This is a genomic window from Niastella populi, assembly GCF_002078015.1.
In the GTDB taxonomy this organism is placed as follows: Bacteria; Bacteroidota; Bacteroidia; order Chitinophagales; family Chitinophagaceae; genus Niastella; species Niastella populi.
Map to the genome: position 1 here is coordinate 89697 of NZ_LWBP01000190.1, position 15428 is coordinate 105124.

Sequence of the window (15428 nt, forward strand, 5' to 3'; positions counted from 1 at the left end):
GCCAAAAAAATTCATTGAAGCAGCAAGGGGATTCTACGAACAACCAAAAAACGGCAGGCTGGTTATGGTTTTTGACAGGGATAGGGTTTTCGATACTATGGCCCTCCGCTGCAGTGGCCACCAAATTCGGTTTGCAGGTAGCCCAACCATTTGTGATCTGTATCGTACGATTTTTTGTTGCCGGTTTATTGATGCTTTTGATTTCGCACGGCATCCTGCGCAAACGCCTTCCGCAAAAAAACGAATGGAAACAACTGGCCATCTATGGTTTGTTGAACATTTCATTGTACCTGGGCCTGTATGTACTGGCCATGCGAAATGTATCGGCCGGTTTGGGATCACTCGCCATTGCCACCAACCCGGTATTGTTCAGCCTCATGAATGCGCTGATCTTCGGTAAACGATTACGCACCATTACCGTGGTAAGCCTTATTCTTTGCATGGGCGGTGTATTGCTGGCCGCCTGGCCTTTGTTTAAGAACAGTTATGCCACCCCCGGCGGCATCGCATTGCTGCTATTCTGCATGGTTATTTATTCGGCCGGTATCATTTACTTCTCGAAGCAAAACTGGGAGAACATGCACATTCTCACCATCAATGGCTGGCAAACTTTACTGGGCGGATTGTTTCTGTTACCATTTGCCATTGCCACCTACGACAGCAGTAAAAACGCATGGGGATTCCAAATGCTTGCGCCCATTCTGTGGCTGGCCATTCCGGTATCTATCATTGGTGTGCAGTTATGGCTATACCTGCTGAAAGACAATGCGGTAAAAGCCTCTTTCTGGCTGTTCCTCTGCCCTGTTTTCGGCTTTATCATAGCATCCGTAATGGTGCAGGAACCCATCGGCCTTTTTACCATTATCGGCATGCTATTGACTTTAGCAGGACTGTACCTGGTGCAAAAATATAAATCGGAATGATCTTTCCCTTTTGCTATTCGCTATACAAAATAGCTATCAGATTGATGCACAAAGGGTTTGTTTTCTCCCCCTTTAGGGGGCGGGGAGATTTCCGCATTGCGTAAATGAGGTTTTCCAAATCCGTAAGCCGAAATGCCGCCCAAAATTGAACTTTGCGCAAATTCTTTGCGCAAAAATGAAAGGCACTTATACGCTCGCACTGTTTTTACTTGTTACGTTTAATGCAATTGGCCAGGTGGCAACCCTGAAAGGCAACGTCAAAAACGAAAAAGGCGATACACTCACTTCCGTTTCAATATTCATCAAAGGGAAAAAGATCGGCACCGTAACAACGGCAACCGGTGCGTATGAACTGGTAAACCTGAAACCGGGTTCCTATACCATTCATGCATCATTGATCGGTTATGAGGTGGGTACCCAAAAGATCACCCTCGAAGCAGGCGATAACCAAACGCTCGATTTTATTCTGAAAGAAACAACCTATGAGCTGCAGCAGGTTGAGATCACCGGCCGCCGCGAATCGGGATACAAAAATACCAACTCCTTCATCGGTTCCAAAACAGCTACGCCCCTTAAAGATGTTCCCCAGGCAGTAAGTTACGTTACCAAAGAGCTGATGCAGGACCAGGCCGCTGCCCGCGTAGGCGATGTGGTAAAGAACTTCAGCGGCGTAAACCAGTTCACCTCTAATAACGATATTGCCATCAGAGGTTTCCGCATTTTCGCCGGCAATGGCACCATGCTGGTAAATGGTTTGCGGGCAAACGCATCCTTCTGGAAACAACCACCGGCAAACTACCTCGAAAGAGTGGAAGTGATCAAAGGCCCCGTATCAGCTCTTTTTGGAAATGCATCACCCGGCGGAACCATCAACAGGGTTACCAAGAAGCCGCTCGATCAGCCAAAGAAATCCATCTCATTCATAACCGGCAGCTACAATACTTTCAGGGCGCTGGCAGATGTTACCGGCCCCATGAACGAAAGCAAAACCCTGTTGTACCGGCTGAACATCGCTTATGAAAATTCACAATCGTTCCGCGATCTGCAGTTCGAAAAGAACATTGTAATAGCACCATCGATCAGCTTTCTGCCAAACGACAAAACAAGATTGAACTTCGACCTGGTGTACAACAAATCAAACAGCCGGGTCGACCGTGGCCAGTCAGCCTTCTTCAATGACCTGTATTCAACACCTGTTTCGCTTTCGCTGAATGCGGTGAACGATTACCTGAACGAAGAGCAGTATAATATCACCACATCACTGACACACAATTTCACCAGCAATACGTCATTCAATATCGCTTACCTCCGCACCAGCTATACCGAGGATCTGTTCGAGCACAGAAGCAACAACACCTATATGAAAAACGCGCTGGGCGAGAATGTATCCTTCCTGGTAGAGCGCCAGGTGTTCGACAGGGATTCAAGAGAGTTCAGCGATAATCTCTCTACATATTTCACCCATAACATGAACACAGGCGTTCTTGCCCATAAGATCGTTGTGGGGTACGATTATGCGCAAAGCAAACTGCCCGTTGGCGCCGCACAGCTTACCGCCAGCGGCTATCTTAAAAAAGATGGTACAACAGGCAGCTACCGCGCGGCCGACTCGGCCAAATTCGTAATGCAGCGTTATACTACCAAATACAATGGCGCCGACACGGTTATCTACGGGCCCAAACCCAACGTAACCACTTACGACCTTACCCTTAACGAGCACAAAAAGGAAGACGTTACGAAGTATGTATACCTTCCGGCCGTTAACGACGCCACCCTGCCAAAACTGAACTACCTGCATGGCGCCTATATCCAGGACCAGATAAAGTTCGGCAGGTTGCAGGCCCTGTTAGGTTTACGTTTTGAGTGGTTTGTTGACAGAGCGTATTACACAACCGCCAGGGAAAAGAAAGTTACCCAAACCGCTGTGTTGCCACGCCTCGGCCTGGTGTACGAGATTAACCGGAATATAAACGCCTATGCGTTGTATACACAGGGCTACAATCCGCAGGCAGCCACCGTACAATCCCCCACCTCGGGCGGTCCGTTCGACCCGCTGGAAAGCAAGATGTATGAAGTGGGTTTCAAATCAGAATGGTTCCACAAACGGTTGTCACTCACCACTTCGGTGTACCAGATAGAACAGGTCAATGCATTATATGCGGCCCCGGCTCCGGCCCCGGTCGACAGCATGATACAGATGGGTAAAGAAGAATCGAAAGGGTTTGAATTTGAAGTGGTAGGACAGGTCACCGACAACTGGAACGTAGTGCTGAACTACGCTTATAACGATGCCAGACTACAGGAAGCCGGTGGTACCGACAAAAATTTCATTGGCCAGCAAAAACCAAATGCCCCGAGGCATATGGGTAACTTCTGGACGAAATATACGTTCAAAGGCAATGCACTGAAGGGCCTGGGTATTGGTATTGGCGGAAATTTCGTAACCAAACGTTACCTGTCGCTCAACCAGGCGCAAACGGTTCCGGGTTACGAACTGCTGAATGCAGCCCTGTACTATAAGATCGATAAGTTCCAAATCCAGTTCAACCTGAACAATGTGTTGGATAAAACGTATTGGGTAGGCGGGTACGATTATTTACGGCTGTTTCCCGGCGCACCCCGGAACTGGCTGGCAACGGTAGCTTATACGTTTTAAGCGTAATTGTCGTAAGCACAACCGCTTAGCCGGCGTTCCGCACCTTTGATCCGGATCCGTAAAAGTTCTTTACATGAGTGTACACAGTTAGGGCTGTCTAAGGGTTTTATTTATCCCCGTCAAACAGTATGCGTATTTTTTTGCCGTTTACGGGTTTTAGTGGACCTTTTATAGTCTTACCAAAATAGCAGCTTTATATCTGGTTGTATTCATCGGGATTCAGCCGCAGTACATCCAGATGTTAAGGCTTTGATTAGTGGGTCCCGCCATGAGGCGGGACTCTTTTTATTCTTACAATTTCCAGGCAATGACGTTGAAACAAATCTTTGGCAAACTGCATTTATGGTTAGGACTGGCATCGGGGCTGGTGGTGTTGATCGTTGCAGGTACCGGTATTTTGCTGGTATTTGAAGACGAGCTGGACGAATGGGCCAACCATGATTTCTATTTTGTGAAGGTACCGCAGCATGCCCGGCGGGTAACTGTCGACAGCATGTTGCATGCAGCCGCAGCATATAACCCAAAGCTGAAGATCGTACGTATTTACGCAGAAACCCAGGCGCCCGACCGCTCGGTGGTGTTCTATGCCAAAATGAGTAAAACGCAACCCTGGCATATTGCCGTGAACCCATATACCGGCAAAGTGATCAAAGGCCTGAATTATAACAAACGCTTTTTCGGCGTTGTATTGAACCTCCACCGCCACCTGTGTATGAATGAAACGGGTAAGGCCATTACCGGCGCTTCCTGTCTCATATTTGCTTTTATGGTTATTTCGGGTATTGTTCTATGGTGGCCCAAACGCTGGCATATTTTGAAACAACGCACCCGTATAGCCTGGAAATCGAAATGGAAACGCCTGAACTGGGACCTGCACGCAGTAGGTGGTTTCTATGTTCACCTCGTTCTGTTTGTTATTTCAGTTACGGGCCTTACGTGGTCGTACCAGTGGATGAACAATGCCATTTACATGGTGTTCGACGGCAAACCCATGAAAAAAACGGAGGCCCCGGCCAATACCGTTATACAGCCTGTAGCGGCCGGTTTTTATGAATCGTTATACCAGCAAACAAATAACAGACTGCCTTATAAAGGCCGGGTAACGATGTTGTTACCCGAAAAAGACAGTCTTTCCATTACCGTCAATAAATTGAACCACGAGGCTTCGGTTTACAATATTGCCGATGTATTGTACTTCGAAAAAGGTACGGGCCGCATATTAAAGGAAACGATGTTCAAAAATGCCAGTACGGGCGCCAAAGTGCGCAGAATGGTGTACCCCATTCATACCGGCAAATTATACGGCTGGCCAACACAGATCCTGGCGTTGATAGCCGCTATTGTCGCTTTTAGCCTGCCCATTACCGGGCTGCTCATTTACCTTGTGGGACGAAAGAAAAGGAAAGCAAAGGCCGTTAAAAAGCCTGTACGCGTAACTGTGCCGCAGGAAGAAAGTGTAGAGGCGTAGCCGCAATTGTCGTAAATTCACCGTTTGCGGCTTGTTAAATCATATTAATGGCAGATAACGAACAGGACGAATCGGCTTTACTGGACCTATGCGTTGAATTCCTCAATAACATTGGCATTGAAACCACTTACCGCAGGATCAGCAATAAAAGTTTTCTCCCCGGGCTTTTGATCAATAACGGTACGATCATTATCGATAAAGAAACACTGGAACATCCCGGTGATATTCTACATGAAGCCGGTCACATTGCCGTAGTTCCTGCCATTGACAGACCCAGGTTATCAGAAAGAAATATTCCCGGCAGAAAAGACCGCGAATCGGAAGAGATAATGGCCATTGCCTGGTCGTATGCAGCCTGCATCCATTTAGGCATCGATCCTTTTTTTGTTTTTCACGAACAGGGTTACAGGGGCGGCCGTGATTATATTACCGACAGCTGCCGGCTGAAAAGTTATATCGGTTTGTCAATGCTTGAAAGGATCGGGCTAACGGTAAATGAAAAAAACGCCCGCCGCCTGAACATATCTTCCTACCCGCATATGACAAAATGGTTACGCGCTTGATATAGAAAACCAATGACCGGGGAATCGGCCATCTTTCTTTAGCAATAATAACTCCAGACCGGCACCACCGTCGCCTTTCATAAAATGAAGAATTATAATTTCCGTAATAGCTCCTGCGCTTTATTATAGCCGGATGCATCGGCAGGAATTTTCTGCAGCCATTCTTTGCTCATCGCTTTGTTATCTTCCTTTAAATAACCAAGCGCCTGGTACCACGCAGCGTCAAATTTAAACGCCGATTGCCCTTCGTACAAATTATTGAAGATGTTCCTTGCTTCAGCAATGCGGCCGGTTTGCAACAAAGATATTCCCAGGTAAAAATTTACATAGCTACTGGTAGTATCCTGCTGCCTTACCTGCTGTAATAAGTTTGCGGCCTCCGCGAATTCTTTATTATTGAATGCCGTTACCGCTTTTTGCAACAGATCGGCTTCGCCCTCGCCGCGCTCGGCCGGCGCTACCATAGTGGTATCTGCATACTCTCTGAACAATCCCGGTTTCCAGGGCTGCCATATGAACACGACCGCAATCAATACCGCGGCTACTGCTACGGCGCCACGCAGCCAACGTTTAATGGAAACTACGTTGGCCGGTTGCCGGGTATCGCCAAAGAATTCGCCCCGCAAGGTTTGCAGGGTGCCCTGCAATTGATCGCGCTGCGCATCGGCGCTGAAATGCTGCTGCAGCGAACCATGCACTTCGCGGTATACCGCCAGCTGGCGTTGTAACGATTCATCCGATGCCAGCACTGTTTCAAAAGCGGCACGCTCATCGGCCGTCATATCGCCTTCGGCATACCTTGCTATGTCATTGAACGTGTTCATAAATTAATCATTCGGGTAATTGTGAATGGATCATTTTTGTCAATGCCGCCATACATTCGCTCTTCTTCTTACGTAAGTACCCGTACGTAACTTTCAATTGTTCCGCTATCGATGCCAGCTCTTCTCCGCCAAGACATTTCCTGATAATTTCTTTACAGCCATCACCCAGTTTTTCAAAACACTGCAAAAACACCTGCAGGCGCCGGTCGCTTTGCTGCATTTGTTCGGCCAGGGCAAAAACATCTTCTCCTATAGATACATCGTCAGCGTCATTTGTTACCGGTTCGCGCCCTCTTTTTTTCAAAAGATTTAACCATTTTCTTTTACAGATCAGTAAAAGAAAGGGTTCGAACGGACAGGTAAGCTGCAGTTGTTTGTTTTTTGCCTGGTTATAGATATCAATTAAAGCCTCCTGAAAAATATCGGCCGCATCATCGGCGTCACCGTTGTTGGCCATAATATAATGTTTCACTCTGGCGGCATATTTCGTGTAGATCTCCCGCACAATTACCACATCATTATGAAGCAGGGCGGTTATATAGCGCTGGTCGGTATGAATTACGGTAGCTATAGAAAATGGTTATAAGTGAATGAGAATCATGCCTCCGCTTTACAGTTACCCCCTTCAAATATAGAGTATAAAAAATGATCGGAAAAAATTTCAGGAAAAGGGGGTAACAAAAAAACACACCCGTTGATATACTTATGAAACAACAACGGGCGGAAGCCGAAAAGCCCTGAAAGAGTAGGCCCATATCAAAAAACTAATCATCATGAAAGCTACTTTATTATCAGCCGCGATATTGACAACAGCTCTTGCAACAATGACCGCCTGCAAAAAAGATAAAGGCACACCACCCAATTATGCAAAGGCCGATGATGTGCTGGCAGCACATGCCATCAAACAACAATCATTTACCGGTAACGCAGATGCCGGGTTTACGATAACCGGTGAAAAAGGGACCAAAGTAACGTTTGCTCCCAACGCTTTCGTCGACGGCGCAGGCAATGTGGTAAGCGGAACCGTAACCGTTACCCTGAAAGAGGTACTGAGCAAAAAAGATGTATTGTTCTCCGGTGTTATGACCGAATCGAACGGACAGCTACTTGAATCGGGCGGAGAAATTCTTGTGAAGGCGCAGAAGGATGGCGCTGAACTGCAGGTAAATCCAAAACTTCAGGACAAAGGCGCTCAGGTTGAAATTCCCAAAGTAATGAACAACGGCGACATGGGGCTGTTCATCCAGGAAAGAAGACAACAGGGCGGCGGCGCATCAGGCGGCAACCAGCAGGAAAGTCCTTATACCTGGGTACCCGCTCCTTATTATCCTTTTGGCAATGGTCCAAACAGCTATACTTTTTCACTGCCGTCTTTTAGCTGGGTTAACTGCGATCGTTTCTACAGCGATCCCAATCCAAAAACCACCATCACAGCCTTACCGGCTTTCCAGGATAATAACCAGGTAAGCGATCTGCAGGTAATGCTTGTTTTCAAAAATATTGCAACGGTGATCACCTTGCCATTTGATTATACGTCACAGAAATTTCAATCGTATCAGAACTCATTACCAATAGGATTACAGGCCGACCTTATCATTCTCGGAAAAGACAGCGACGGGTTCATTCAGTTCGGTACACAATCGATAACCATTGGCGCCAACATGCACATCGATGCGCCGGTTCACAAGGCAACACAGGCCGAAGTAGACGCTTTCCTCGCAACCATCTAAAACGGGGCTTTTAATTAATCCGTACGCTCCCGGCCGGCCAGCAGCCGGCCGGGTTTTTTAAGTACAATTAATTACATTTATAAAATTCTTCTACCCATGACATCATACAAACCCCTGTTACTGCCAACGCTGTTGTTATGTATGATAGGTTCCGTAAAAGCACAAACCAACGATACTGCCGCTGCAGAGATCGATCCGCAGATCGATAATAACCAGGTAAAGTTCAACGCCTCCCTTCGGCCACTGAGGCAAATTGCCGGCGCGCCCGCTTCTTTCTATACTTATTTCTGGGAGTTTGGCGATGGCAGCTATAGCTTCGAAAAAGCGCCCGTTCACATATATCAAGATACCGGCAGCTATGATGTTCGCCTGTATGCAACCAACAACTATGACGATGGCAAAAAGCCGAACACCCGGCCCCGCCGCGTTCGCGTGAACAACCGGTCGAACCTGGCCACACACAAGCCGCCTTCTTTCTTCTCGGGCGAAGGCTCGCTCGAGATAAGGGCCAATCAAATGCCCAAACCCGGTGAAGACATGGTGCTGCTCATCGGTTATCGCAACAACAGCCATACCGCCGGCCCGGTAACCGGTTCGGTAATGCTGTTGTATAATGAAAAACAATTCAGTCAAAATTGTTTCGACCTGTCAGATGCGCGCACATACCACCAGGAAAAACCGGTTGCCTTTGAAACCATGCTGGCCCTGATGAACAACCCCGAAATGATCAGGGAACAGGAATCAACACGCAACGGGTTATTTACCGTTACATTAAACCGCGCGCCGGATATCGACAGAAGGCAAATGATACAGCAGGTAAAACAGGAAATGCACAGCTTTCGCAAACATTCGATCTGGAAGATCGACAACATACAAAAGGGGGAAGAGCAATTTATGTTCGTTACCATCAACACCCTGCCCGAAATGATCAGCGATACCAATGCAGTGGTTACCATTTCGGGGTTGTTTATTCCCGATGACCCCTCGATGGAAATGGAAAAATTCAATCTTGAAATGCAGGTGGTGGCATCGCACGATCCCAACCGCATGATGTTGAAGAACAAAAAGCTCAACTACCGTTTTACCGGTAAGAACAGGGAGAACACCTATAAGGTACAGTTTCAGAACACCGGGAAAGGACCTGCGAAAAAAGTAGCCGTCACCGTTACGATTCCCGGTTTGCTGAATACCGCTTCGCTGGAAGTTGTTGGCATGAAACCCGAATGCGTATGGTGCAAAACAGCTACAGGCAACCAGAGTTGTATCGATACCGTTGTAACGAAAGACAGTATTCAATTTGTTTTCAAAAACATTTATCTGCCGGGTACGCAGCAGGACGGCGTATCGGACCCCGACTCAACCAAAGGCTATATCAAATACCGCATTCGCTTTAGTAAAAAAATGCACAAGCTGCCATTCCAAAGCAGCGCGGCAATCGTGTTCGATAAAAATGAACCCATTTATACCAACCGCTCAACCGGTAAATTCAAAAAAGGTATTTCACCAGGGATCATTGCAGGGTTTGGTTCTTCCTTCGGCTCTATACCAACGAATATGGCCAACCAGCAGTACACCCTCGGTATTACCATTTCGGAATATGCCGCTTACAAAAAATATTTCCAGTGGGAGTTGTTGCTGCGATCGCACCGAAACCTGGAGCAGTTCATTGGCCGCCGCCAGGGTGTTGATACCACTATCAATGGTACGGATTATAAATTACGATACCTCGATACGTATGAAAAGATAAAAGTGGCTTCCATAGAGGCCGTTCCGCTCGGGTTCAGGTATAACCTCGCTTCGTTTGCCTCTGCAGGTATCGGCACGCTTATATCGGCCGATATAAGCCGTAATACCACCCGTTATATACGCGCGCTGGTAGTTGACGCCAATGGCAGCACCCGCGAACTGGTGGGTGAAGGCGGCAAACAAAATGAATCCTTTGCCACTATCAGGGGCGCGTTGTTCGCAGATGCGCAATTGGGTTTGGTAAGAACAGGGCCTGCCGCAGGCATTCGCTTTTATCAATACTTCAACCCAGCGTATCAGCATATCATGTTGTATGCAAGCTGGAAGTTTTAACTGGCTTCAATGGCTAATTGAGTATCTTTAGCCAAATTACACCCAATGAACCGCTGCCTGCAGCAGGTTGTTATACTTATTCTTTTTTGTTTAGCAGCTGCTGCCCGCGGATATGCATTCTCCGACAGCATTTCCCTTCCGCCTTCGTTAACTAAAAAGCTGAACCAGTTTCGCCAGAAAGACGAACTCGATTACTGGATCTATGAGCGCATGATGTATGTTGAGCAGGCTCCTGCCGAACGGATCGGTTTTTTAATGCGATCACAACAGGAAGCCTGGCGTAGTTATAAAACCTATTACGAACGAATGGCCTGGTTCGACCTGTTATCAGTTCAGGGGTATTACCAGTTGCAAACCGGTAATATCATTGCTTCCATCAATGCTTATGAAACGGCGCTGGCATTTTATGAATCGTACCCCCTGCCCGATGCAGATATTATTGAAACTGTTCTAAAACCACTTGGTAATAATTATACGCGACTGGCCGATTATACTACCGCCCTGTTCATTCATCAGAAGACCATGGCGCTGGCACAAAAGGCAAACAACAAAAACCTCATTGCCGCTACCTATAGCAATATGGCTATCTGCAGCCGGTCGCAGGACGACCTGGCAACGGCCACCGCTTATTGCCGGGAAGGTATTCGTTATGCATCGCCGCAAACAACCATATATGGATTATTGCTTTCTACCCATGCCGATATCTTAACAGCACAGCTCAAATACGATTCGGCAGAAGCGGTTTGCACACTTGCTTTAAAGAAACTGCAGCAACACCAACAGGATGCCACAACGGCATACTGGTATGCAGGCGCTTTACAGGTGGCCGCCAGGATCGCGTTACAGAAACAGCAATTCGGGAAAGCCGCCGGATATGCAAAACAGGCATTACTGCTCTTCCACCATCATTCTCCACACACCCGCCAACGCGAAAAAGCCAAAGTGCAGGTATTGTTAGGAGATATAAACGTAAAGAGTGGCCGGGCCAGGAAATCGCTTGCCCATTACCAGCAGGCCCTGCAATTGATGATACCGGCCTGGCAACCGGCCTCCATAGAGGAAGTACCACAAAATAATTTATTATACAGTGAGAACACGCTTGTAGATGCATTGTGCGGAAAGGCTACGGCTTTTGTACAATTACAGCAACCAGAAACAGCGCTGCAGGAATATATAACGGCGTTTGAGGCAACCGGAAGGCTTAGAAAAGCATTCTTTTATACCGAATCGAAGCTGAAGGAAATAACAGTTAACCGGGCGCGCGTTGAATCGGCTATTAAACTCGCCTATAACCTTTGGGTTACTTCTTCCGACAAAAAATTTCCTGAACAACTCGTACTCATTTCCGAAATGTCGCGGGCGCAGGTGTTGTTAGATGAACGGCAGCTGCGATTGGAAGCAACCATGCCTGCCAATGCCGATACGTTATTACGGCGCGCGAAACAGTTGCAGCAGGCCATTCTGTATTACCAGCATGAATTGTTACATGCTAAAACCAAAAACAATTTAAACACCTTACTACAACAGGCGGAATACGACCTATCCCTGCTCAATAAAAAAATAAAAAAGACCGCCGCCAATGACAGCGATACAAACACCCTGTCATCAGCATCTATAGCGAACATTCTTCAACATATACCGCCGCAGGTGACCATGCTTGAGTTTGTAGCCGGTAGCGACAGTAGTTTTATCGTTGAGTTGAACAACCAGGGAATACAATCGGTACAGGTAATCGATGCAGGCCATGAACTACACGATCAAATTCTTCAATTTATGCAACGCTGGTTTGCCGCCGGCCCTTCGGCCATGATGAATGAACCGCGTAATTTTTATAAGGAATGTCATTATATATACAATTCGATATTCAAAGACCGTATTTGGTTGAACAACCGGCATTATGTGCTGATCCCCGATGGCATGTTCAACTACCTTCCTTTTGATGCATTGGTTACTGACCCGGCTTATAAAAACAATATCAGCCAATGGCCTTACCTGGTAAAACAGGTTTCTTTATCACAGGCTTATTCCCTGGCAACCTGGTTCACCCAGCAAACAGCGCAATACCATACGGCAGCATTCACCGGCTTTTTTGTTTCAAAAGGCGAACATACCAACCAGGCGGCGCTTTCCATCGATGAAGAATACCATTCGCTAAGCAGGAAGATCGCCGGCCGTTATTATTCAAACGCTACCGCTACCTGGAAGGCGTTCAACAACATAACCGGTTCAACGGGCATATTGCATATCAGCGCTCATGGTGTGTCCTCCGCAGCTGATGCGGCGCCCTACCTGCAGCTATATGATAAACCTTTTTATTTATTCGATCTCAGGTATAAACATTTTGCACCGGCACTGGTTGTGCTGAGTGCATGCAAAACAGCCGACGGTTTATTACTGGAAGGCGAAGGGCTCAATAGCATTGGCCGGGGCTTTACAGCCGCAGGCGCCGGCGGGGTAATTGCAGGGTTATGGAACGTGAACGACAAAACCGCCATTGCCCTTATGCAGCAGTTCTATGAGCAGCTACCGCAGCAACCCAATATTGCTATGGCATTGCACAATGCCAAAAAACAATGGCTGCAGCAGGAAGACAAAAATCCCATGTTGCAATTGCCGTACTACTGGGCAGGGTTTATTTATAGCGGTCATTTGCAGCAACTTTCCCTACCTGCGGTTCAAACCAGCAAGTGGTATTATTGGCTATGCCTGCTGCTGTTAATACCGGCTGTATGGTATCTATACAGGAGAAAGAAGAAAAACATCAGGCGCTAAGCAACGGCTGGCTTTCTTCCCAATAATTTGATAAAGCGAAAATGTGACTTTACCGCAAGATTCAATGAAGGAATGCAATTATAAGGGATGTTATACTCTTCGCATTTGCTTTTAACTATTTTACTCATTGCCGGATAATGAATATGGCTGATGCGAGGGAAAAGATGGTGCTCTACCTGGTAATTCAATCCACCGGCAAACCAGGTGATCAGTTTATTATTGGGCGAAAAGTTGGAGGTGGTTTTCAACTGGTGAATGGCCCATTCATTTTCTATAACCGTTGTTTCATTCAAAGGCGCAAATGTGAACTCCGTTTCTTCCACCACGTGAGCCAGCTGGAATACGATGGCCAGTGTAAAACCCTGTCCAATATGCAAACTGATAAAAAACACCAGGCCTTGTTGCCAGTCGGTAAGTAACATGGGCAGTACAATATAAAAGAATATGTACAGCACCTTACTGATCCAGAAAATGATATGGTCCGATGTTTTCATTTTCTGCAGATCGGTATTATGCACTTTGCGCCGGAAATATTTTTGAAAGTCCTGGAACAGGATCCAGATCATGGAGCTGACGGCGTACAGGAACGGGGTATAAATATGCTGAATCCGATGCATAGGTACCCATGGCTGACTACTGCACATTCTGATAAAGGGCGATTTGGCAATATCGTCATCTATTCCGTCTACATTTGGATAGGTATGATGAATGATGTTATGTTTATGCCGCCAGATAAAACTATTTCCACCGAGGGCATTCAATGTTAAACCAAGGGTATCATTTACCCAGTTTTTGGAAGAATAGCTGCCATGGTTGGCATCATGCATTACGTTAAATCCTATACAGGCGCATAAAACGCCCAAAACGCTTCCTATTAAAATTGTGGCCAATACAGGCAGTGAAAAGCAAATAGCGGTAAGATATAATGCGGTGCAGGCTGTAATCAGAATGATCGTTTTCGAATACAACGTCCAATTACCGGTCTTTTTTAAATTATTTTCTTTGAAGTAGCCGTCTATAGCCATTTTCAATGATTGAAAAAAAACTGCATTCTTATTATTGAAAACGACTTTTGACATTTAAGCGATTTTGTTAAAAAAACGATTAAAGATACCTTTTATTTCAGGGTCCGTACCAATATAAATAGTTAAAGTACGTAAAATGCTTAAAATAAAAAAGCCTTCAGATCGCCGACCTGAAGGCGCTCTTCTTTATCCCGGCTATTACCGGCTAAATTCCGAGATCAGAAAAATAGTATACAGTTTCTTTTTACTGGTATGCTCATTAAAGAAAGCGCAATACAGCATTAAGCTGTCGCCCTTTTTTGCTTCCTGCTTCATTGCCTCTAAGATCCGCTGCTGAACGGGCATCCATAATTTTACCGCTCCCACTTTAAATAATACATCCGATTTTACCAGGTTGTCGATCTGTGCAGGGTCGCCGCCCTTCATTTTATGTACGCGTTTTACAGAACCCAAAACCGCGGTATCGGCCTTCCGCGTTTCGCCGGTATATTCCGCTATGAACCGGTATTTTCCCGTGCGAAAATAATAGGGCGCTATTTCAGGATGCTTTTCAATGCTGTCGGCATATTTTCTTTCTGCGGCAAGTAGTTCCTTAATATCTGTTTCGGGGTAGTTTTGATTCCAGGTGGCCCAATAGTCGTCATCGGTTTGGGCCTGAATGGCCGGCTGAAAAATGAAAAGCAGAAAAACAAGTGAAATCGTTCTCAGCATATTTTTCATGTTAAGGGTTGAAATACCGGCCGTCCTAAAAACAAAAGGCCGCCTCCATATTTTTACAAACATAGGGAGACGGCCTTTAAATAAATGTTGAATAAGCGCTAATTTTTTCCTCGCGCTTATGAAATTAGCGGTCAATTAATAAAGGGCAAAAAGCAGAGAGGAAGGATGTTAATTGCAGAGGCAAAACCAAAGTATGAACAAAGGGGTAATCATTTTGCAGCCTGCTGGCACCATGAGTTTCGCCAGCATGCGATAAGATTTTCTATGTAATTGCGACTCTTTTTATTCTTAATGTCTTTTCCCTTTTTATTGCCTCGCTCCTGCCGGGAGATATTTCAAAATATACTAACCTTAAAGGCCTTTTCGAAGCTGTATATTTACTAAAGCCATCGAAATGTTTTGACATACGCCTGTCTAAATCATCACATTGGGCCTATATAAAAAGAAAAGTCCTTCAAACTTTGAAGGACATACACATAAAATCTTCCAGGTTGCATAGCATAGTTTTTATTTATTAGTTACTATGCCTTAAACCAAATTTTAAGCCTTTTTGCAGAGAGGAAGGGATTCGAACCCTCGATACGGTTTCCCGTATACACACTTTCCAGGCGTGCTCCTTCAACCACTCGGACACCTCTCTGTTTATTATCTTTCTATAATCGCTGCAA

At 46.2% G+C, this 15428-nt stretch carries 11 protein-coding genes, 1 tRNA gene and 1 pseudogene; 7 read left to right on the forward strand and 6 right to left on the reverse strand.

Translation table 11 applies throughout. The annotated features are described in order from the left end of the window. The first annotated feature begins 14 nt into the window (after positions 1-14). From A4R26_RS19505 to A4R26_RS19520, 4 genes are all read left to right on the forward strand, one after another. Positions 15-923, forward strand: a complete 909-nt coding sequence (locus A4R26_RS19505; protein WP_081166895.1) for a DMT family transporter — start codon at positions 15-17, stop codon at positions 921-923. Between the two features lie 175 nt (positions 924-1098). Next, a complete protein-coding gene (locus tag A4R26_RS19510; RefSeq protein ID WP_081166898.1) occupies positions 1099-3579 on the forward strand; it encodes a TonB-dependent receptor in 2481 nt (826 codons plus the stop codon). Between the two features lie 307 nt (positions 3580-3886). Beyond that, on the forward strand, positions 3887-5047 hold the full coding sequence (locus A4R26_RS19515) for a PepSY-associated TM helix domain-containing protein (RefSeq protein WP_242674960.1): 1161 nt from the start codon (positions 3887-3889) through the stop codon (positions 5045-5047). Between the two features lie 47 nt (positions 5048-5094). Next, entirely contained in the window at positions 5095-5610 is a 516-nt protein-coding gene (locus A4R26_RS19520) for a hypothetical protein (RefSeq protein ID WP_081166901.1), read from the forward strand. A 92-nt stretch (positions 5611-5702) separates the two neighbouring features. On the opposite strand, the gene A4R26_RS19525 is transcribed toward A4R26_RS19520, so the two are convergent. Then, positions 5703-6434, reverse strand: coding sequence for a tetratricopeptide repeat protein (locus tag A4R26_RS19525; protein ID WP_081166905.1), 732 nt, complete (start codon positions 6432-6434; stop codon positions 5703-5705). A 7-nt stretch (positions 6435-6441) separates the two neighbouring features. Then, positions 6442-6948 carry an RNA polymerase sigma factor gene (locus A4R26_RS19530; RefSeq protein WP_341350288.1) on the reverse strand — a complete coding sequence of 169 codons (507 nt, stop codon included), beginning with the start codon at positions 6946-6948 and terminating at the stop codon, positions 6442-6444. 259 nt (positions 6949-7207) lie between these two features. On the opposite strand from A4R26_RS19530, the gene A4R26_RS19535 reads away from it, so the two are divergent. The 3 genes from A4R26_RS19535 to A4R26_RS19545 all read left to right on the forward strand — a co-directional run bounded on the left by A4R26_RS19535 (position 7208) and on the right by A4R26_RS19545 (position 13015). Continuing rightward, positions 7208-8164: a hypothetical protein gene (locus tag A4R26_RS19535; RefSeq protein WP_133054736.1), complete on the forward strand. Its 957-nt coding sequence runs from the start codon at positions 7208-7210 to the stop codon at positions 8162-8164. A gap of 96 nt (positions 8165-8260) precedes the next feature. Then, positions 8261-10243 carry a PKD domain-containing protein gene (locus A4R26_RS19540; RefSeq protein ID WP_081166915.1) on the forward strand — a complete coding sequence of 661 codons (1983 nt, stop codon included), beginning with the start codon at positions 8261-8263 and terminating at the stop codon, positions 10241-10243. A 45-nt stretch (positions 10244-10288) separates the two neighbouring features. Beyond that, complete coding sequence (locus A4R26_RS19545) at positions 10289-13015, forward strand: CHAT domain-containing protein (protein WP_081166919.1); 2727 nt, start codon at positions 10289-10291, stop codon at positions 13013-13015. Here A4R26_RS19545 and A4R26_RS19550 read toward each other — a convergent pair. From A4R26_RS19550 to A4R26_RS19565, 4 genes and pseudogenes are all read right to left on the reverse strand, one after another. Then, positions 13012-14094: a fatty acid desaturase family protein gene (locus A4R26_RS19550; protein ID WP_081166923.1), complete on the reverse strand. Its 1083-nt coding sequence runs from the start codon at positions 14092-14094 to the stop codon at positions 13012-13014. The genes A4R26_RS19545 and A4R26_RS19550 overlap by 4 nt on opposite strands. Positions 14095-14238: 144 nt before the next feature. Further along, positions 14239-14751 carry a hypothetical protein gene (locus A4R26_RS19555; protein WP_133054737.1) on the reverse strand — a complete coding sequence of 171 codons (513 nt, stop codon included), beginning with the start codon at positions 14749-14751 and terminating at the stop codon, positions 14239-14241. Between the two features lie 271 nt (positions 14752-15022). Next, a pseudogene (locus A4R26_RS36105) lies at positions 15023-15169 on the reverse strand (GIY-YIG nuclease family protein); the annotation flags it as partial. A gap of 144 nt (positions 15170-15313) precedes the next feature. Continuing rightward, positions 15314-15400 (reverse strand) — tRNA-Ser (locus A4R26_RS19565). Positions 15401-15428: the final 28 nt, after the last annotated feature.

Bases quoted from the DNA above. Each gene is read 5' to 3' on its own strand.
- A4R26_RS19545 (WP_081166919.1), top strand. From the start codon at position 10,289: ATGAACCGCTGCCTGCAGCAGGTTGTTATACTTATTCTTTTTTGTTTA.
- A4R26_RS19525 (WP_081166905.1), bottom strand. From the start codon at position 6,434: ATGAACACGTTCAATGACATAGCAAGGTATGCCGAAGGCGATATGACG.
- A4R26_RS19550 (WP_081166923.1), bottom strand. From the start codon at position 14,094: ATGTCAAAAGTCGTTTTCAATAATAAGAATGCAGTTTTTTTTCAATCA.
- A4R26_RS19515 (WP_242674960.1), top strand. From the start codon at position 3,887: ATGACGTTGAAACAAATCTTTGGCAAACTGCATTTATGGTTAGGACTG.
- A4R26_RS19535 (WP_133054736.1), top strand. From the start codon at position 7,208: ATGAAAGCTACTTTATTATCAGCCGCGATATTGACAACAGCTCTTGCA.
- A4R26_RS19510 (WP_081166898.1), top strand. From the start codon at position 1,099: ATGAAAGGCACTTATACGCTCGCACTGTTTTTACTTGTTACGTTTAAT.
- A4R26_RS19520 (WP_081166901.1), top strand. From the start codon at position 5,095: ATGGCAGATAACGAACAGGACGAATCGGCTTTACTGGACCTATGCGTT.
- A4R26_RS19540 (WP_081166915.1), top strand. From the start codon at position 8,261: ATGACATCATACAAACCCCTGTTACTGCCAACGCTGTTGTTATGTATG.
- A4R26_RS19555 (WP_133054737.1), bottom strand. From the start codon at position 14,751: ATGCTGAGAACGATTTCACTTGTTTTTCTGCTTTTCATTTTTCAGCCG.